17 protein-coding genes are annotated in these 18,153 nt (G+C 61.1%); 5 read left to right on the top strand and 12 right to left on the bottom strand.

The window, feature by feature from the left end:
* Positions 1-113: 113 nt before the first annotated feature.
* Positions 114-2,189 (top strand): bifunctional sulfate adenylyltransferase/adenylylsulfate kinase, encoded by a 2,076-nt coding sequence (locus VWZ81_RS01680; protein WP_416541892.1) that lies wholly within the window; start codon positions 114-116, stop codon positions 2,187-2,189.
* A 63-nt stretch (positions 2,190-2,252) separates the two neighbouring features.
* Here VWZ81_RS01680 and VWZ81_RS01675 read toward each other — a convergent pair whose 3' ends face one another.
* The 4 genes from VWZ81_RS01675 to VWZ81_RS01660 form a co-directional block, all read right to left on the bottom strand.
* Entirely contained in the window at positions 2,253-3,116 is an 864-nt protein-coding gene (locus VWZ81_RS01675; RefSeq protein ID WP_416541891.1) for a hypothetical protein, read from the bottom strand.
* Between the two features lie 13 nt (positions 3,117-3,129).
* On the bottom strand, positions 3,130-4,011 hold the full coding sequence (locus tag VWZ81_RS01670) for a PhzF family phenazine biosynthesis protein (RefSeq protein ID WP_416541890.1): 882 nt from the start codon (positions 4,009-4,011) through the stop codon (positions 3,130-3,132).
* Between the two features lie 247 nt (positions 4,012-4,258).
* Positions 4,259-4,483, bottom strand: coding sequence for a DUF1150 family protein (locus VWZ81_RS01665; RefSeq protein ID WP_340546228.1), 225 nt, complete (start codon positions 4,481-4,483; stop codon positions 4,259-4,261).
* 5 nt (positions 4,484-4,488) lie between these two features.
* On the bottom strand, positions 4,489-4,902 hold the full coding sequence (locus VWZ81_RS01660) for an Hsp20 family protein (RefSeq protein WP_072505182.1): 414 nt from the start codon (positions 4,900-4,902) through the stop codon (positions 4,489-4,491).
* A gap of 178 nt (positions 4,903-5,080) precedes the next feature.
* Between VWZ81_RS01660 and VWZ81_RS01655 the strand changes: the two genes are divergently transcribed.
* The 3 genes from VWZ81_RS01655 to VWZ81_RS01645 all read left to right on the top strand — a co-directional run bounded on the left by VWZ81_RS01655 (position 5,081) and on the right by VWZ81_RS01645 (position 7,002).
* On the top strand, positions 5,081-5,305 hold the full coding sequence (locus VWZ81_RS01655; RefSeq protein WP_340546229.1) for a YdcH family protein: 225 nt from the start codon (positions 5,081-5,083) through the stop codon (positions 5,303-5,305).
* 127 nt (positions 5,306-5,432) lie between these two features.
* On the top strand, positions 5,433-5,933 hold the full coding sequence (gene purE / locus VWZ81_RS01650; RefSeq protein ID WP_416541889.1) for a 5-(carboxyamino)imidazole ribonucleotide mutase: 501 nt from the start codon (positions 5,433-5,435) through the stop codon (positions 5,931-5,933).
* The gene (locus tag VWZ81_RS01645; RefSeq protein WP_416541888.1) at positions 5,926-7,002 is read left to right on the top strand and encodes a 5-(carboxyamino)imidazole ribonucleotide synthase; all 1,077 of its coding nucleotides are present in this window, start codon (positions 5,926-5,928) and stop codon (positions 7,000-7,002) included. Before purE ends, VWZ81_RS01645 begins: the two co-directional genes overlap by 8 nt.
* Before the next feature lie 150 nt (positions 7,003-7,152).
* Here the strand turns inward: VWZ81_RS01645 and VWZ81_RS01640 are convergent, their stop codons facing one another.
* From VWZ81_RS01640 to VWZ81_RS01610, 7 genes are all read right to left on the bottom strand, one after another.
* On the bottom strand, positions 7,153-8,301 hold the full coding sequence (locus VWZ81_RS01640) for an alpha-D-ribose 1-methylphosphonate 5-triphosphate diphosphatase (protein ID WP_416541887.1): 1,149 nt from the start codon (positions 8,299-8,301) through the stop codon (positions 7,153-7,155).
* Entirely contained in the window at positions 8,298-9,131 is an 834-nt protein-coding gene (locus VWZ81_RS01635; RefSeq protein WP_416541886.1) for an esterase/lipase family protein, read from the bottom strand. Before VWZ81_RS01635 ends, VWZ81_RS01640 begins: the two co-directional genes overlap by 4 nt.
* A gap of 98 nt (positions 9,132-9,229) precedes the next feature.
* The gene (locus VWZ81_RS01630; RefSeq protein WP_416541885.1) at positions 9,230-10,111 is read right to left on the bottom strand and encodes a DMT family transporter; all 882 of its coding nucleotides are present in this window, start codon (positions 10,109-10,111) and stop codon (positions 9,230-9,232) included.
* Positions 10,112-10,203: 92 nt separating this feature from the next.
* Positions 10,204-11,097: an HNH endonuclease gene (locus VWZ81_RS01625; RefSeq protein ID WP_416541884.1), complete on the bottom strand. Its 894-nt coding sequence runs from the start codon at positions 11,095-11,097 to the stop codon at positions 10,204-10,206.
* A gap of 307 nt (positions 11,098-11,404) precedes the next feature.
* Positions 11,405-13,054, bottom strand: coding sequence for a chaperonin GroEL (groL, locus tag VWZ81_RS01620; protein ID WP_416534997.1), 1,650 nt, complete (start codon positions 13,052-13,054; stop codon positions 11,405-11,407).
* A 75-nt stretch (positions 13,055-13,129) separates the two neighbouring features.
* On the bottom strand, positions 13,130-13,417 hold the full coding sequence (locus tag VWZ81_RS01615; protein ID WP_340546237.1) for a co-chaperone GroES: 288 nt from the start codon (positions 13,415-13,417) through the stop codon (positions 13,130-13,132).
* 169 nt (positions 13,418-13,586) lie between these two features.
* Positions 13,587-14,297 carry a DUF2161 domain-containing phosphodiesterase gene (locus tag VWZ81_RS01610; RefSeq protein WP_416541308.1) on the bottom strand — a complete coding sequence of 237 codons (711 nt, stop codon included), beginning with the start codon at positions 14,295-14,297 and terminating at the stop codon, positions 13,587-13,589.
* Positions 14,298-14,510: 213 nt separating this feature from the next.
* On the opposite strand from VWZ81_RS01610, the gene VWZ81_RS01605 reads away from it, so the two are divergent.
* Positions 14,511-15,431 carry a manganese-dependent inorganic pyrophosphatase gene (locus VWZ81_RS01605; RefSeq protein ID WP_416541883.1) on the top strand — a complete coding sequence of 307 codons (921 nt, stop codon included), beginning with the start codon at positions 14,511-14,513 and terminating at the stop codon, positions 15,429-15,431.
* A gap of 666 nt (positions 15,432-16,097) precedes the next feature.
* Here VWZ81_RS01605 and VWZ81_RS01600 read toward each other — a convergent pair.
* Positions 16,098-18,065, bottom strand: coding sequence for a methyl-accepting chemotaxis protein (locus VWZ81_RS01600; RefSeq protein WP_416541882.1), 1,968 nt, complete (start codon positions 18,063-18,065; stop codon positions 16,098-16,100).
* Between the last annotated feature and the right edge of the window lie 88 nt (positions 18,066-18,153).

Genomic DNA, 18,153 nt, shown 5'->3' with positions numbered 1-18,153 from the left:
CGTTGCAATAGGGGAACGGCGGTCTTTTTCGCGAAACTCAAAAGCGTTTTGACTTTGCTGCGACTGCAAAGCATGACATGTGTTCACCCATGAACACACTTTGAGTCGACCCGATGCCATCCCGATCCACACCACTCAGCCATGAGGACGAAGACCTGCTCTTTCGTATCCTCAGCCAGCTCGACAAGGCGCCAGACGCCTCGCAGCGGACGACGGCGACGGCTGTCGGGATATCACTTGGGCGGCTCAATGCACATCTACGCGCAGCCGCAGAAGCCGGTCTTGTCAAGGTCAGCCATCGCGCAGGTCCCGACAAACGTCAACGCTTCGCCTATGCGCTTACCACCCGAGGTGCTGCCGAAAAAATCCGGCTCACCGATCAGTTTCTCGCCCGCAAGTTCGCCGAATACGACGCGCTTCACGCTGAACTCACTGGGACCACCAGTGGCCTCGTCCCCTTCAAGTACAGGACCAAGTTGATGCAGAATAATCTTGCCCCCATCCCGGAGCTTTATGTCTCCTATGACTCCGCCCAAAAGCTGAAGGTCGAGGCCGCAGAGCTGAAGAGCCATGACCTGAGCCCGCGCCAGATCTGCGATCTGGAGCTGCTGATGAACGGCGGCTTCAACCCGCTGAAAGGGTTTCTGAGCGAAGCAGACTACAACGGCGTTGTCGAAAACATGCGCCTTGCGGACGGCACCCTCTGGCCGATGCCGATCACGCTGGATGTGTCCGAGGATTTTGCCGCATCGCTGGAAATCGGCGAAGACATCGCCCTGCGCGATCAGGAAGGTGTCATCCTTGGCACCATGACCGTGACCGATCGCTGGGAGCCGAACAAATCGCGCGAAGCCGAAAAGGTGTTCGGCGCTGATGATGACGCCCATCCGGCGGTCAACTACCTGCATAACACCGCAGGCAAGATCTATCTGGGCGGCCCGGTGACCGGCATCCAGCAGCCCGTCCACTATGATTTCCGCGGACGTCGCGACACTCCGAACGAGCTGCGCGCCTATTTCCGCAAACTGGGCTGGCGCCGCATCGTGGCCTTCCAGACCCGCAACCCGCTGCATCGGGCACATCAGGAACTGACCTTCCGCGCCGCGCGCGAGGCCCAGGCCAACCTGCTGATCCACCCGGTTGTCGGCATGACAAAACCGGGCGACGTCGATCATTTCACCCGCGTACGCTGCTACGAGGCGGTGCTGGACAAGTATCCGGCGGCCACCACATCCATGTCGCTCTTGAACCTGGCAATGCGTATGGCCGGCCCGCGCGAGGCGGTCTGGCACGGGCTGATCCGCAAAAATCACGGCTGCACCCATTTCATCGTTGGTCGCGATCACGCAGGCCCCGGCAAGAACTCCGCCGGTGAAGATTTCTACGGCCCTTATGATGCGCAGGATCTGTTCCGCGAGCATCAGGAAGAAATCGGCATCGAAATGGTCGACTTCAAACACATGGTCTATGTGCAGGAACGCGCCCAATACGAACCCAACGACGAGATTGAAGATCGCGACAATGTCACCATCCTGAACATCTCCGGCACCGAACTGCGCCGCCGCCTGCAAGAAGGCCTGGAGATCCCCGAGTGGTTCTCCTTCCCCGAGGTTGTGAATGAGCTGCGCAAGACCAAGCCGCCACGTTCCAAGCAGGGCTTCACCGTGTTCTTCACCGGGTTCTCCGGCTCCGGCAAATCCACCATTGCAAATGCTCTGATGGTCAAGCTGATGGAAATGGGCGGCCGTCCGGTGACGCTGCTCGATGGCGACATCGTGCGGAAAAACCTCAGCTCCGAACTGGGCTTCTCGAAAGAGCACCGCGACCTCAACATCCGCCGCATCGGCTATGTGGCCTCCGAGATCACCAAGAACGGCGGCATCGCCATCTGCGCGCCGATCGCGCCTTATGCCACTACCCGCCGCGCCGTGCGTGAGGATGTGGAGCAGTTCGGTGCTTTCCTGGAGGTGCATGTTGCGACCTCGATCGAGGAATGCGAGCGCCGCGACCGCAAGGGTCTCTACAAGCTGGCTCGTGAAGGAAAGATCAAGGAATTCACAGGGATTTCCGATCCCTATGATGTCCCCGTTGATCCGGAGCTGCGTGTCGAGACCGAGAATGTCGACGTCGACAACTGCGCCCATCAGGTTCTGCTGAAGCTGGAGAACATGGGGCTGATCGCAGGCTGATCCACCCGCAAGACTGACAGAAGGCCGCCCGATCGGGCGGCCTTTTTCGACTCACACATGGGGTTAAAGGCTGGCCCGAAGCGCCTCCGCCGCGCGGCGCTCAATACTGCCATATCGCGCAGCCTCCGGCTTAAGCGCCCTGAGCGTCGGCAGCCGCGCCGTGTAATCATCCTGCGATATCATCGCGATGGCCGCGCGTATCTCTTCGCCGGTCGAGCAGATCATCATTCCGGCAGGATCAAAGAAATCGCTGATATTCGGGCAGCCCCAATAGATCGGCACCGTTTCGCAGAGAACCGCGTCGATGAGCTTCTCTGAGAAATAATTCCGTTCGCGGACATTCTCGATCACCACACTATAGCGGTAGGGCGCCAGCCCGTCGGATTTTGTCTCAAACGGCTGGTATCCACGCCCGAGGATGGCCACCTCGGGCGTGCTGCGCCTCAGATGTTCGACCACGTCATGGCGCAGCTTGTGGCCCGGATGGTTCCGCTTGGCTGAGGCGATGATTGAAAGATCGGCATGTTTCTCTATCACCAGCTCCTGCCACTCAGGCACCCATGTGGTGCCGAAGGGCAGGAAAAGCCCGTTGCCGATGCCTGCCAGCAAGTCCTCATTATAGCTGAACACCCGAAAGAACTGCCGCCAGGTCCAGGGCAGCAGCCGGTGGTGCAACGACGACATGATTTTGGGCTCCATCACCATCATGGAGATCCCCGCCCGACAGGGCCAGCGCCCCGGCAGGTGCATTCCGGTTTTTGCCCAGACAATCAGATGGTCTTGCGCTGCAAGATCCGAGACCCGCCCGCCGATCAGATCGCCGGGGCAACCGAACGGCCAGTGCAGGCTTGCAAGCTCGCGATTGGCAAAGGCCCGGTTCAGCTTTGCCCCATAGGGCACCACCGCAATGGCAGGCTCGCGCGTCACAGTCCGCCCTCTGTCAGCCGAGGTCTGGCAGATCTACGGTGCCGCGCATCAGAACATAGCCCCGGCCCGCCACCCGCACGCCCTCAATCGCATCCGCCGGGCCAACCCGCGTCACCACAGCCTGACCGGGACGGCCAAGACCATGTCCCTGCTCGGCAATGAAACGGTCGGGCTCCATCAGACCGTGGTGCCACAGATAGGCGGCCATGGCGCCGGTCGCCGAACCGGTAAATGGATCCTCCGGCGGGCTCGGCGGGGCCATCAGCAGCCGCGAGAATGTGTCCCCCTCGGCGGTGGCACCGCTCAAGGTCACCAGAAACGGTTCCATCATGTCGATACCGTCGGCACCCATTGCCGCCCCCAGCCGGGCCAGAGCCGGCACATCCAGCGTCGCGGCCTCAAGCGCGGCACGGTCCCGCAACACCGTGATACAGAACGGCAATCCGGTCGACACCCGCTGCGGTCGGCCAACAATCGCCTCCACCGGCAGCGAAACCGCCGCCGCGACCAGCTGCGGATCGGCAAAGGCGCCGAATTCTGGCGCGATCTGGGTCATTTCAATGAGATCATCCGCCATGCTCACCCGCACCAGACCGGCTCCGGTCTCCAGCGTGATCGCATCGCCCTCCATCAGGCCACGGTCGCGCAAGGCTGCCACGGTGGCAATGGTCGGATGGCCTGCAAAAGGGATCTCGCGGCTGGCGAGGAAATAGCGCACCCGCACATCGGCAACCTGTGACGGGCCGGTGAAGGTGCATTCCACCAGCGAGGTCTCGCGCACATAGGCCATGCAGATCTCATCGCTCAGCCCGGCGCCGCCATGGACCACCGCGCAGCCGTTGCCACCAAAGGCCCGGCCCGAAAAGGCATCTACCCAGTCAAAATCGTATCGCAATGTACCCTCCCCGGCGTGATCACGGTCCTGCGTCAGCAAGATCACGCCGCACGCGGCATCGCAAGCGGATTTGGGCCCGGAGTTGCCGCCTGCCCCTTTGATTGCACCTGCGCGCAGCGCCTGCCGGACAGCCTGAGAGCCCCGCCGCAGCTGTCAGCCACCCAACAAAAAGGGCGCCATGGGTATGGCGCCCGATCCGCTTGCAATCACCTGCGCTGGCGTTGCTCACGCCGTGCGGCAGTATCTATTAGTGCACCGGCACCGGCGCATAATCATGCTGCCGCGCCAGAACAAAGGCCATTTTCCGGTCGCTGACCAGGGCCAGCTGTTCACCAGCGGCATCATGCACCGCATAGAGGTGGCTGCGCCCGGCGGCACCGGCCTGAACCTCCGCAGGGAGATCCGCGACATCAACCGCCTTGACATAGACAATGCGGCTGTCGGCATCGTTGAACTGATAGGCTGTATGCATCTGTCTTACCCCTTCTTGATATTGATCGTCTGAACCACGGTTTCGGGCCGCGATCGGGTCAGGTCGACATGCAAGAGGCCATTTTCCATAATGGCCTCCCCCACCTCGACCCCATCCGCCAGCACAAACATGCGCTGAAACTGCCGCGCGGCAATGCCCCGGTGCAAAAACACCCGGCCATCGCTGTCATCGCTCTGGCGTCCCCGGATGACCAGTTGACGGTCCTCGACGGTGATCGCCAGATCCGCCTCGCCGAAGCCGGCCACCGCCAGCGTGATGCGATAGGAATGATCTGAGGTTTGTTCGATATTATAGGGAGGATAGCCCTCGTTCCCGGATTTGGCCGAGCGTTCCAACAGGCGTTCCAGCTGCTCAAATCCCAACATATGCGGATACGAGCCAAGTGTGAGTTTAGACACGGGTTTCGTCCTTGATTCTAAAGCGACGTATGGTGACGGCCCCATTATGGCGACCGCTTCCCTAAGAATATGGATGTTTTATCTGTTTTCACAAGCCCAAGGCACCGCGGCGCTGGCGCAAAAGCCTCTAAAAGCGTAATATTCGCCAAAGATTAACCCGCCAGCCGACGAGTCGCCAATGAACGCACCAACCGATATCTCCATGAAAACCGATGATGTTTTACAGGTGGAGCTGGAGGTCTTTCGCAGGCAACACCGCGATCTGGACGAAGCAATCGTGGCCCTGCAGGAGCGCGGGACCAGCGATCAGCTGACCATTCAGCGATTGAAGAAGCAGAAGCTGATCCTGAAAGACAAGATTGCCTTGATCGAAGACCGGCTGACACCGGATATCATCGCCTGATCCCCGATCCAGCCAACGCGCCCGACAGCTCCAATGCCGCATTGCGCGATGCACAGGGTTCTCTATAGTGCGCGCTTCCTCCAACCCAGCGGGTTCGCAGGCCCGCGGCATGACAGGATCCGAGCCTATGCCAGAGCATACCGCCGACATCAAAGTGGGCATCATCATGGGCAGTCAGTCCGACTGGCCAACCATGAAAGAAGCCGCCACCCTCCTCGACGAACTGGGCGTGCCTTATGAGGCCAAGATCGTCTCGGCCCATCGCACCCCGGACCGGCTGTGGAGCTATGGCAAATCTGCCGCCGAACGTGGTCTGCAGGTGATCATCGCAGGCGCCGGCGGGGCCGCCCACCTCCCCGGTATGGTCGCGTCGAAAACCCGCATTCCGGTGGTTGGTGTGCCGGTTCAGACCCGCGCCCTCTCCGGTGTTGATTCGCTTTATTCCATCGTGCAGATGCCCAAGGGCTTCCCGGTTGCGACCATGGCCATCGGCGCCGCCGGTGCAGCAAATGCCGGATTGATGGCCGCCGGAATTCTGGCCTTGCAGGATCCCGAACTTGCCCGGAGTCTCGACGACTGGCGCGCGGCTCTTTCCGCTTCGATCCCAGAGGAACCGGTTGATGACTGATCGTTTGAACACAGGCGCCACCATCGGCATTCTCGGTGGTGGCCAGCTGGGCCGCATGTTGTCGGTCGCCGCCTCCCGTCTCGGCTTTCGCACGCATATCTTCGAGCCGAGTGCAAATCCCCCGGCCGCAGATGTCGCCCATAAGGTGACAACCGCGAGCTATGAGGACGCGGACGCGCTGGCAGGCTTTGCCGCCTCTGTTGATGTGATCACCTATGAGTTCGAGAACATCCCGACGTCGGCGCTGGACCTGCTGGAACAGCACAAACCCATCCGCCCCGGCCGTGAGGCCCTGCGGATCAGCCAGGACCGGTTGACCGAAAAGACCTTTCTGCAGGATCTCGGCCTGAGCACCGCAGCTTTTGCCGATATTGCCGATCAGGCCAGCCTAGACGCGGCGCTGGCAACAATCGGCACCCCCTCGATCCTGAAAACACGCCGCTTCGGTTATGACGGCAAGGGGCAGGCCCGGATCAAGGCGCCTGAAGACGCAGCCACCGCGCTGAGCGAGATGGCAGGCGCCCCTTCGATCCTGGAAGGGTTTGTCACCTTCAGCCATGAGATTTCAGTGATCGCCGCGCGCGGCGTCAGCGGCGAGATCGCCTGTTTTGATCCCGGTGAGAACGTTCACCGCGACGGCATTCTTCATACAACGACAGTGCCCGCGCGCCTCAGCGCCGGACAGCGTATGGACGCGGTCCTGATGGCGGGCAAGATCCTGAATGCGCTGGAATATGTGGGCGTCCTCGGGGTCGAACTCTTTGTCACGCCACAGGGGTTGATCGTGAATGAAATCGCTCCCCGGGTGCATAATTCCGGCCATTGGACGCAGAATGGCTGCGCCGTGGATCAGTTTGAACAACACATCCGCGCAATTGTTGGCTGGAGCCTTGGCGATGGGCAGCGGCACAGCGATGTGGTGATGGAGAACCTGATCGGTGCCGATGTGGACCGGATCCCTGAGCTGGCTCAGGAAACCCGCTGCGCCATCCATCTCTACGGCAAGACCGAAGCCAAGCCGGGCCGCAAGATGGGCCATGTGAACCGGGTGCAGCTGCCACAGACCTGACCAATTGGGGCTCTGCCCCAAACCCCGGGATATTTTGAGCCAGAAGATGGCGGCAGGGCAGTAAAAGCGGCCCGGCCGGTTTTACGCGCCGCAAAGAGGGCCATCCGGCCTGATGCGCGGCGCTCCCCTCCCGGCGACGCGGCGGATCTGTCAGACCAGAAAGCGGCCTGCCACATCGCCGTTCATATAGCTGACCCTGCCGCCCGAGAGCGTGGCTGCAACACCACCCTGGGCGTCAAGGATCACGAGATCGGCGCGTTGTCCGGGCCTTAGCTCTCCGCGATCCTCCAGCCCGAGGATACGCGCCGGGCCTGCTGACACCAGCCTCCAGGCTGAAGCAAAATCCAGAACACCGGTTTTCTCAAGCATCAGAGCCGCCCGGCGCGGACTGGGGTAGTGATAGTCGGAGGCGAGCGCATCGCAGAGCCCCATGGCGATCAGATCAAGCGCCGAGGCATTGCCCTTGTGTGAGCCTCCGCGCACCACATTGGGTGAGCCGAGGATGACAGGGTCGCCCGCTGATGTCGCGGCCTCTGCGGCCTCCATTGTTTCGGGAAACTCGGAGATCCGCGCGCCGCGGTGGCGCCAGGTGATGCGGTCATCCGCTGTATGGTCATCATGGCTGCCCAAACAGACGCCTGCGGCCTGAAGCTTTGCGGCCAGCTGATCCAGCGCCGCGGGCACTTCGGGTCTGCGGGCATGCATCTGCTGCAACATCTGCCAGTGAACCTCCGGATTACGCCCTGCCTTGAGCGCCTGGCCGGTCAACCGCGGGGGCTTTTTTCCTTGCGCAAGCCGGTCATGAGGTAGGTGATCGTTGAAGACGACATAGGGGACCTGCCACCCCGCGATCAGTGCCGGCAGATCATCGTAGGCCTCCAGCAGGTGGATTTCAAACCGCAGCTGCGGAATCAGATCGGTAACGACACGGGGTTTTGCGGATTTGATCCCTTCAAAGACCTGATCTGCAAAGTCGGGACCGCGCAGCCCCCCCTCCCAGGAGTAGAACTGGGCAAGAACACCGGTTGTGATGCCGTTTGCCGCCAGTTCTGCCTCTGCGGCGATCACCCCTTCGACCATCTGTTTCATGGCACCGCGCCGGGGCGCGAGGTGACGTTCGAACCCATCGCCGTGACAGTCAACGATCCCCGGAAGGATCCGATATCCGGTCAGGTCAATCTGCCGCCCCGCCCGCTCGGCCTGGATCCGACCTGCTGCCAGCGCCAGCACGCCACCGCGCTCCATCCCGTCCGGGCGCAGTACATCTGCACCGGTCAATGTCAGTTCAAGCGTGCTCATGGCCGGGCCTCCCCTTGCAGCTGATCCCCATCGGCGCTGCACCGACCACCGGCACAGGCCTCCTCTATCTCACCCGTGATGGACTCAAACCATGTCAGATCGGGGTCAAAGCGCCCCCTGTCGAGGAAATGCAACGCCTGCGCAATGACCTGCGGATTATTCATCATGAAAGTATGGGTCACGGGCAACACGATGTGATCCGCCATGCCCTCCAGATATGTGCTCTTCACCGACACCTTGCCGTCATCCGGCCCCGGAATGATGGCCGAAAACACCGGGTTGAGCGAGAAGCGCCCGGCGATGATCCCAACCGGGAAACTGGCAGCAGGCAGCTGGTTGGGCAGGCTGTCCTCGCCGGTTCCCAGCTGCAGCCCCGCAGGCCCGTTCAACAGGCCAAAGACCTCCCAGTCGCCCAGTTCGTCCACCAATTCGCTGCCGTGGTTGGGAGGGGCCAGCATCACCACCCGCCCCAGCGCCTCTGGCCGGTTTTCCCGCAACCAGTGGCGCAGCAGGATGCCGCCCATCGAATGGGTGATAAAGTGGATCTGCTCGCCTTGTGATATCTGCTCCGCACATTGCCCGACCGCATCCGGCAGCGTCTCCGCGGCAAGCACCGCCACCGGTTTGTCGGTTGACGGGTACCCGGGTGTCACGACCTTGACGCCGCGCGCCTCCAGCACCTGCCCCATAACCGCCAGCGAGATTTCGCTGCGCGCCAGACCGTGCAGCAGGATCGCGCAATCTGCACGGGCCAATCCCGGAGCAAGACACAGGATCGCGGCGACACATGCCGAAATACTGGCTAAGAAAGTGGTGGAATGTCGGGTCATTGTGCTCGCGGTCTCAAGGGGTCGTGACACCGCAGATAGGGGCATTTCACCTCAACGGAAAGAGCAGACCGCGATTCCCAGAGCCGTGACGCGGCGCCTTAGCCCTCTTTGCCCGCCGGGATGCCAGCCGCCCGCCTGCGCCCCGGCCCAGACAGGACGACGATTGCAATACCGCCCAGAACAGTGATCGCGCCAATGGTCAGCTGCAGGCCAATCACCTCTCCCAGCACAACCGCACCGGCGAGGATCGCGATCACCGGCACCGACAGCTGAACCGTGGCAGCCACGGCGGGCGCAAGCTGTGGCAAGACGTGATACCAGAGCGCATAGCCAAGGCCCGAGGTTACTGCGCCGGACACAATGGCCAGCACCACGCCCCATGGAGAGATGACGACGTCCGCGCCGAAGATCAGCACTGCGGGCACCATGATCACGCTCGCCGCCGCGAAATTCACAGCCGTTGCCGCCAGTGGCGCCTTTGCGCCCCGTCCGAGCAGACTGTAGCCCGCCCATCCAAGACCGCCCAGCGCCATCAGGCATGAGGCCCCCAGCGGCGCCGCTGGCACACCGTCGGTCGGCCAGACCACCGCAGCAAGCCCGACCAGAGCAATTGCCGCGCCAGCGACCTGCCCCGGCGCGACCGGACTGCCCCGCAGCGCCCCCCACAGGAACATCGACACCTGCACCACGCCGAACAGGATCAGCGCGCCAAGCCCTGCATCCAAGTCCTCATAGGCGATGGAGAACCCGACGATATAGGTCGTAAGCGCCGCCGCCCCCCAGAAGGTCTGGCGTCGATCACGTCTCAGCGACAGCCCGCTGAGGGCACAGAGCCCAACCAGCGTGACCGCCCCGGACAGCACGCGCAAAAGGCCAAAGCTTGTAGCCTCCATATGCCCGCCTCCGATCGCCAGTCGGCTGAGGATGGAATTGGCGGCAAAGGCCACCATGGTGAGGAAGACAAGAAGAAACAGGCGCATGAACTGGCTGCTATCGTGCAAACCAACTTCGGGCCAGTGATATTTTCGTGTCAGAGATCTAGCTTCGACTGAACATGTGCCCCGAAGCGCCTCTAACCCTTAAAGACATTCTCCCGATGCCAGCGGAGATATGATCTGTGTGGTTTGAATGCGGGGTTCACAGGCTCAATCAATCGCCGGTCCGGCAGCAGCAAACGATCCAGCGTCGCGTCATCCACCGCCTTCTTCGCAACAAGCACCTCATTGTCGTCACTGATCGACAAAAGACCTCGGTCAAACATCCAATGCACCGTTCCCGACAGGGCCAGCCCATTGCGCACCGTGTCCGGACCAGATTCCGAAACCGGCACGATATGGGCGGCCTCGACCTCCGGCCGCCCGCCGCCATTGCGCAACTCCAACCCCGACACCGAACAGCGGCCGCCATAGGCATGTTTGACCTGTCTTGCAAAACTGCGATCCCGGAAGGCCCGCTGGGACAGCAGCATTTCGCGAGGTCCATTTGGGGATTCAAAAGCGACCTGTGCTTCGGCAAAACCAGGTTCCGCGGTGAAATCCCCGGTTCGCGGAATGGCATTCGGCTCTTCGCGCGCAGTCAGGCCGGCATTGATAATGCGCGCAAAATCCGCGTCGGAGATCAGCCGCACCGCGCTTGTGTTGCTGCCGCGCGACCGTGGCAGCCCGGTTTCATAGGGTCCTTGCCCCTCTACCCATCGGGGAACAAAATTCTCAAAGGACAGCTCGCTGCCTGTGTCCAGCAGCGCATAGGCCAATGCTGGGTCCTCAGGGTCATCCTGCACCTTCAGGACACGCTGTACAGCATGGTACCCTTTACCGCCGCCGCGCCGCCCCTCGTAGAAGATGACCCAGTCGCCCACGGTTTGCTCGACCCGGCTCAAATAGAGCTTCTTCGGGAAATGATACGCTTTTCCAGGCTGGTCGTCATAACCCGAATGCGAGGACTGAATAAAAACTGCTTTGACCATGGCGGCAACTTTAGGCCTTTGTTTCGAAAACGAAAAGAGAAGAGACAAGAGGCATCATCCCCTCTTTCTGGCCAAACATGCCGACGCTGCGACGCCCCCCCCTCATTCACCTTTCCAAAAATACTCCCGCCGGAGGCAGGCCCGCAAGGCGGGCCTTCTCTCTCCCCGCCGAAATGAAAAGGGGCCGCCCGACGGCAGCCCCTAATTCTTCCAGTCATCAGCGGTGGGCTTCCGGCGAATTGGCCCAGATAACAAACCTGCAGCCAATCGCCTTTTGCCTCATCCCAAATCCCAAGGGGATTTGTGATTACATCATGCCGCCCATGCCGCCCATGCCGCCCATGTCGGGCATGCCGCCACCTGCCGCGCCTTCTTTGGCGGGCTTGTCGGCAACCATGGCTTCGGTGGTGATCAGCAGGCCTGCGACCGAGGCTGCATCTTCCAGCGCGGTGCGGGTCACTTTGGCGGGGTCGATCACGCCGAAGGAGAACATGTCACCATATTCATCAGTCTGGGCGTTGTAGCCAAAGCTGCTGTCAGAGGATTCACGGATCTTGCCCGCAACCACGGCACCGTCAACACCGGCGTTCTCGGCGATCTGGCGCAGCGGCGCTTCGATGGCCTTGCGAACGATCATGATACCGGCGTTCTGGTCGGAGTTTGCACCTTCCAGACCGTCCAGTGCCTTGCCGGCCTGAACCAGAGCAACACCACCACCAACGATGACGCCTTCCTGCACGGCTGCGCGGGTTGCGTTCAGAGCATCGTCGACGCGGTCTTTGCGCTCTTTCACTTCCACTTCGGTCATGCCGCCGACGCGGATCACGGCAACACCGCCTGCCAGTTTGGCAACGCGCTCTTGCAGCTTCTCACGGTCGTAGTCAGAGGTGGTCTCTTCGATCTGGGTGCGGATCTGGGCAACGCGTGCTTCGATCTCGGCCTTCTCGCCAGCGCCGTCAACGATGGTGGTTTCGTCTTTGGTGATTTCGATTTTCTTGGCGGTGCCCAGCATGTCCATGGTGACGGACTCGAGCTTCATGCCCAGATCTTCGGAGATGACCTGGCCGCCGGTCAGGATTGCGATGTCCTGCAGCATGGCCTTGCGGCGATCGCCGAAGCCCGGAGCCTTGACAGCAGCAATTTTCAGACCGCCGCGCAGCTTGTTGACAACCAGGGTTGCCAGCGCTTCGCCTTCGACGTCCTCAGCGATGATCAGCAGCGGTTTCTGCGACTGGATCACCTGCTCAAGCAGCGGAACCATTGCCTGCAGCGACGACAGTTTCTTCTCGTGCAGCAGGATCATGCAGTCGTCGAGTTCTGCAACCATCTTGTCGGGGTTGGTGACGAAATAGGGCGACAGGTAGCCGCGGTCGAACTGCATACCTTCGACAACAGTGGTCTCGGTTTCCAGACCCTTGTTTTCTTCGACGGTGATAACACCTTCGTTGCCGACTTTCTGCATCGCGTCAGCGATCTGACGGCCGATTTCTGCTTCACCGTTGGCGGAGATGGTGCCAACCTGCGCAACTTCGTCGCTGTCCTTCACGTCGCGGGCCGAGGCTTTGATCGCTTCAACAACCTTGGAGGTTGCCAGGTCGATGCCGCGCTTCAGGTCCATCGGGTTCAGACCGGCTGCAACCTGCTTCAGGCCTTCTTTGACGATGGCCTGGGCCAGAACGGTTGCGGTGGTGGTGCCGTCACCGGCTTCGTCGTTGGTGCGGGAAGCAACTTCCTTCACCATCTGGGCGCCCATGTTCTCGAACTTGTCTTCCAGTTCGATTTCCTTCGCCACGGACACGCCGTCCTTGGTGATGCGCGGTGCGCCGAAGGATTTGTCCAGAACCACGTTGCGGCCTTTCGGGCCCAGGGTCACTTTCACGGCGTCGGCCAGAATGTTGACGCCACGCAGCATACGGTTGCGGGCATCGGTGTCGAATTTGACGTCCTTAGCAGCCATTTTTTACTCTCCTAGAGAAATTCTGTGGGTTTAAGCGATCAGAGATCAGAGCAGACTTGGGAAAAACCCGGTGTCTTACTCGATGATGCCCATGATGTCGCTTTCCTTCATCATCAGCAGCTCTTCGCCGTCGACGGTGACCTCGGTGCCGGACCATTTGCCGAACAGGATCTTGTCGCCAGCCGAAACAGCCATTGCGATCAGCTCGCCGCTGTCCTTGCGTGCGCCTTCGCCGGTTGCGACGACGACGCCTTCGCTCGGCTTTTCCTTGGCGGAATCAGGGATGATCAGACCACCGGCGGTTTTTTCTTCGCTTTCGGTGCGACGGACCAGCACGCGGTCATGAAGCGGTTTCAATGCCATCTTTGTAGCTCCTTAAAGGCTCAAAGGTTGTTGTCTCGCCCCCCTGCTCCCCGCAGAGGGTGTTAGCACTCAATACTGCCGAGTGCTAACGAAGGAATAGCTAGGCAGGGCGTGCGGTCCTGTCAACAGGTTGGTTGGGAAATATTATGGCAATATTCTGCCGCGGCCATCACGCAGGGCCCACCTCGGCCGCTGTCCCATCGTCGGCCCCCAGCGCTTCCCAGCTATGCGCCCAATGAACCAGCCCCGCCTGACCGGCCTCGGTCAGTTGATAAATGCCGGTGGCGACCCGCATGAACCAGCCATAGTGATTGCTCGCCATGATCCGGGTGGCCTGCGGGACGCCCGCTGCCCTAGCCACTGCGGCCCCCTTGCTCGGCCCGTGGTCTGCCAGATGGGCGGCACAGCGCAGGGCGTCCTGGCGATAGGCGGTCACGATCCCGTGGCGAGTGGCCCCACCGGCATTCGGATCCCCCTGCAGGCGCTGGAATTCGCGCAGCAGCCGCGCCTGTTTCTTGGCAGATTTTCGCGGCGCATAAGGCCCCGGATCACACTGGACCTCCGTCCGACCATCCGGCAGAACCGTGATCAGCCCCAGCCCTAGACGCCGACACATCGCCAGATTGTCCTTCAGCACCCGCCGCGCCTGGCGGCCAGCGGGTTTCGGCACAGCGATATAAACGAGGTCGCTCAGCGCAAGCCGCGTGATCGCCTGATGGAACAGCGACAGTGAAAACCGCAACTTCAGCTCGACAATAACCGGTGGTTCATCGCCCCGGCAGGCAACCACATCAGCGGCCCCCACCTCCCCCTTCACGGTATACCCCTGCTGTTCCAACAGGGCCTTCACGGGCGGATAAAGCTGATCTTCGCGGGTCATGGCGCAATGCTACCCCCAGCCGCAGCCGAGGAAAAGCCATTCGCCAAATCAGGGCTATGATCCGCAGCCATTGGCGCCCTTGGCGCGCCTGCGCTGCCCTGGTCTGCACGGACGGCATAGCTGCATTGACGAGACAACGGGCCGGGGTGACAAGATCGCCGCCCCCACCTATAAGACGCGCAAAATTCCGGCATCTGCATAGGACACACTTCAATGACTACCTTCGTCTTCGGCCATAAATCCCCCGATACCGATTCCACCGGCTCCGCCATCATCTGGTCGTGGTATCTGAACCAGATCAAAGGCGTCGAAGCCGCTCCGAAATTGCTGGGCGAGCCCAACACCGAAGCGGCCTTCATGCTGCAACACTGGGGGCTGGAAAAGCCGGAGATCATCAGCGATGTGGCCGATGATCAGCCTGTCGTCATCGTCGACACCAACAACCCGGCTGAACTGCCCGCCAATATCAATGGTGCTGACGTTCGTGCGATCATCGACCATCATAAACTGGTCGGCGGGCTGGAAACCAAAGGCCCCATCGACATCCGCATCGAGCCGGTCGCCTGCACCGCGACCATCATGTGGAAAATGATCGGCAGCGATCTGGCGCAGGCACCACGCGACATCAAAGGCGCGATGCTGACCTGCATTCTGAGCGACACGCTGGAATTCCGCTCGCCGACCACCACCCAGGAAGACAAAGCCGTGGCCTATAGCCTGGCCGAAGATCTCGGCGTCGATATCGCCACCTATGCCGCCGAGATGTTTGCCGCGAAATCCGATGTTTCGGCCTTCTCCGACGCAGAGCTGCTGCGGATGGATTCCAAGGAATACGCGGTCGAAGGCACCAAATTCCGGGTCTCGGTTCTGGAAACCACCGCTCCCGCCGTGGTGCTGGATCGCAAGGCGTCGCTGATGGAAACCATGACAACCGTCGCTGCCGAAGATGGCGTTGATCAGGTTCTGCTCTTTGTGGTGGATATCCTGAAGGAAGAAGCCACCCTTCTGGTGCCCAACGACCTGGTGAAAACCCTCGCCGCCAAGAGCTTTGGCGCCACAGCGGAGGGCGATAGCGTTGTGCTGCCGGGGATCATGAGCCGCAAGAAACAGATCATCCCCAATCTGGCAATCTAAGGCCCGGCGCCTTCGAGCCTATGAAATGCGAAAGATGCGGGTCTTCTAAGGAGGCCCGCATCTTTTATGATGGACCTGCAGTAGCCGGCGGTCCGATCTCCGGGTGATACCACCGCGTGTTTCGATCGACCGGCAACCAGGTGCTGGTAGCACGCGCAGAGCGATCGCCACCCTCTTGCGGATCCCCGCGGACCTCTGTTTGCCGCATCTGCGGTGCGCATTGACCAATTGCTGTGGTTGCCCGTGTCGCGGTCCCCGGATGACACTCCAGCAAATCACGCCTCAGGGCGAAAGTAAGTCACGGATACCTAAGTCATCCCAGCCCGCCCCGGTGCAAAAGGGGCCAAAGCGCCGCGACCGGCGTCAGCGCCTCGGCAAAGGAGCCAGCACCGCCAGAGGTGACGTGGATCTATCGACCGGCATTGGCATTTCCGTCATGCAAAGGCATTGGCGCAGGCAATCCTGCCATAAAGTCGCGGGCGCCCGATTCGCTCACAGGCATCGGCTGACCGAGGCCGGTCGGTTCAGATTGCACCGGGCGAAGCTGACGCCCGATCCCAGGTGACAGGCCGCCACGCGCGGCAGGCGGCAAGCCTGAAACCGGCGCGTGGTCAGCTGCCTACCGTTCCCCACAGACGACTATCAGGCGCTCAGGCCGTCAGGCCGTCAGGCGAAATTGGCAACCGCATCCCGATCCGCCCAATCGTCACCGGCATCCCCTGCTTTCGACCCCACGGACTTGTGCAGCGATGCGCGGTCGGTGTCCCAGTCATCGATGCCATCGCCGGAAACAGGCCCATGGGCGGAGACTTCGTTATAGTCTTCCCAACGCTCCTCATCCGGGTGACCTGCTTCGACAACGGCCGCTGCGCGCTCCGCCGCTGAGGGTGCGCGGCCTGCGGCACCATCTGCTGAGAGCAGAACAAACTGGCTGACGATCTGGTTCAGACCATAGGTCTCGCTGTTCATCTTCAGGATGGCAGCGCCGGATTCCTCAACCATCGCGGCATTCTGCTGGGTGACATTGTCCAGCTGGGCAACACCGATATTGATTTCGTTCAGCCCCTGCGCCTGCTCACCGGATTCCGAAGAGATACCAGAGACAAGCGTGGCGATATTGACCACCTCGCCGACAACCTGTGACAGGGCCTTGCCGGCGCTATCGACCTTCTCCACGCCCTCTTCCACTGTTCTGGTGCTGGCCGAAATCAGCGACTTGATCTCATTGGCGGCATCCGATGACCGTTGCGCCAAGGCGCGCACCTCGGAGGCGACGACGGCAAAACCGCGGCCGACCTCACCTGCCCGCGCCGCCTCGACACCAGCGTTCAATGCCAGCAGGTTGGTCTGGAAGGCAATGTCGTCGATCACGCCGATGATCTGCGAAATCTGCCCGGACGAGCGTTCGATCTCATTCATCGCCTCGATCGCGCCCTCCACGACCCGGCCGCTGTTTTCAACATCCTTGCGCGCGGAATCCACAGCGCTTTCGACGGCTTTGGCGTTCTGGGCGGAGTTGTTGACACTGACCGTCATTTCTTCCAGTGCGGCAGCCGTTTGCTCCAGCGTGGCCGCCTGGCTTTCGGTGCGGGCAGACATGTCTTCAGCACCGGACCGGATTTCATCGGATTGCGCCTGGATCGCGGCGCTTGCCTTGACCACCTGGGCCATCACCTCATTCAGTTTATCGACCGTTTCGTTATAATTCATCCGCAGCGGATCATAGGCCTCGCCAAAGCTCTCTGCGATGCGAACGCTGAAGTTCCCGGACGCCAGCGCCTGCAGGCCCTGACGCAGCCGGTCGATGACATGCTCACCCTCCACACGCAGCGTATTCTGTTTCTCCAGCTCGCTGATGACCCGGGCCGACACACGGTCGATATCGCGGGCGATCTCGCCAAAATCGTCACCGCGCATCCGCTCAGCGACCTTGATGCCAAAATCCCCTTCTGCGACTTCGCGCAGGGCTTCGCGCAGCCGATCAATCGGGCGCACAGTGTTCATGGTCATCTTGCGCGCGTTATAGAGCGTCACCAAGACCAACAGGGCGGATGTTCCCAGGAGGACATAAAGCAGAAGCATGTCATGTGCCCGCGCCGCCTTTGCGGTTTCGACCGCCGAGGTTTCAATCCAGTCACTCAACGGGTGCAATTTCTCATTGAGGGCCGCGTAACTGTCCTGAAAGGCATCGACAGCAGCCTCCGCGGCGACCGGGTCGGTGACGGCCAGCTCTGCCAGGGCGACGCCCTGACCGACAAAGGTATCAACCTCCGCCACCATCCCCTCGACCTGCGCCAGCGCCTTTGGTGGCAAGGAATCGTTTTTCAACAATTCCAGATTCTTGCGAAGCTCCTCGCTGGCCTGGACCACTCGTGCGCGCAGCGCCTCTTTCTCGGCTGCGGTCGCATGATCCCCGGCAAACACGAGATAGATCACTTCCGCGTGCAACTCTTCATGCAGGAGGTCGACCTTCAGCTCGTGGCGCACCGTTTTGGTTACATCAATCTGCCGCTCAAGCTCCAGTTCGCTTTGCCACAGGCTGTAGACAGATATCAGAGCCAATATAACAATCGCAAAAACGGATACCGCACCCGAAATAATAAATCGGGTTTTTGTTGACATCGTTCGAAACATTACCGCACACCTCTGGGTTGTAGCCTCGACCTGTTCTACGCCTCTGTTGTTAAAAAACCGGAAACATCGCCGATCTGGTCAAATTCCG

The organism is Phaeobacter sp. JH20_34, from assembly GCF_048056095.1.
GTDB lineage: Bacteria > Pseudomonadota > Alphaproteobacteria > Rhodobacterales > Rhodobacteraceae > Phaeobacter > Phaeobacter bryozoorum.
This window is presented reverse-complemented; position numbering and strand designations above follow the sequence as displayed.

What these genes read in the sequence shown, in the direction of transcription:
- VWZ81_RS01615 (WP_340546237.1), bottom strand. Translation starts at nt 13,417, where the DNA reads ATGGCATTGAAACCGCTTCATGACCGCGTGCTGGTCCGTCGCACCGAA.
- VWZ81_RS01625 (WP_416541884.1), bottom strand. Translation starts at nt 11,097, where the DNA reads ATGGTCAAAGCAGTTTTTATTCAGTCCTCGCATTCGGGTTATGACGAC.
- VWZ81_RS01640 (WP_416541887.1), bottom strand. Translation starts at nt 8,301, where the DNA reads ATGAGCACGCTTGAACTGACATTGACCGGTGCAGATGTACTGCGCCCG.
- purE (WP_416541889.1), top strand. Translation starts at nt 5,433, where the DNA reads ATGCCAGAGCATACCGCCGACATCAAAGTGGGCATCATCATGGGCAGT.
- VWZ81_RS01610 (WP_416541308.1), bottom strand. Translation starts at nt 14,297, where the DNA reads ATGACCCGCGAAGATCAGCTTTATCCGCCCGTGAAGGCCCTGTTGGAA.
- VWZ81_RS01645 (WP_416541888.1), top strand. Translation starts at nt 5,926, where the DNA reads ATGACTGATCGTTTGAACACAGGCGCCACCATCGGCATTCTCGGTGGT.
- VWZ81_RS01605 (WP_416541883.1), top strand. Translation starts at nt 14,511, where the DNA reads ATGACTACCTTCGTCTTCGGCCATAAATCCCCCGATACCGATTCCACC.
- VWZ81_RS01635 (WP_416541886.1), bottom strand. Translation starts at nt 9,131, where the DNA reads ATGACCCGACATTCCACCACTTTCTTAGCCAGTATTTCGGCATGTGTC.
- VWZ81_RS01630 (WP_416541885.1), bottom strand. Translation starts at nt 10,111, where the DNA reads ATGCGCCTGTTTCTTCTTGTCTTCCTCACCATGGTGGCCTTTGCCGCC.
- VWZ81_RS01600 (WP_416541882.1), bottom strand. Translation starts at nt 18,065, where the DNA reads ATGTTTCGAACGATGTCAACAAAAACCCGATTTATTATTTCGGGTGCG.
- VWZ81_RS01665 (WP_340546228.1), bottom strand. Translation starts at nt 4,483, where the DNA reads ATGCATACAGCCTATCAGTTCAACGATGCCGACAGCCGCATTGTCTAT.
- VWZ81_RS01655 (WP_340546229.1), top strand. Translation starts at nt 5,081, where the DNA reads ATGAACGCACCAACCGATATCTCCATGAAAACCGATGATGTTTTACAG.
- groL (WP_416534997.1), bottom strand. Translation starts at nt 13,054, where the DNA reads ATGGCTGCTAAGGACGTCAAATTCGACACCGATGCCCGCAACCGTATG.
- VWZ81_RS01680 (WP_416541892.1), top strand. Translation starts at nt 114, where the DNA reads ATGCCATCCCGATCCACACCACTCAGCCATGAGGACGAAGACCTGCTC.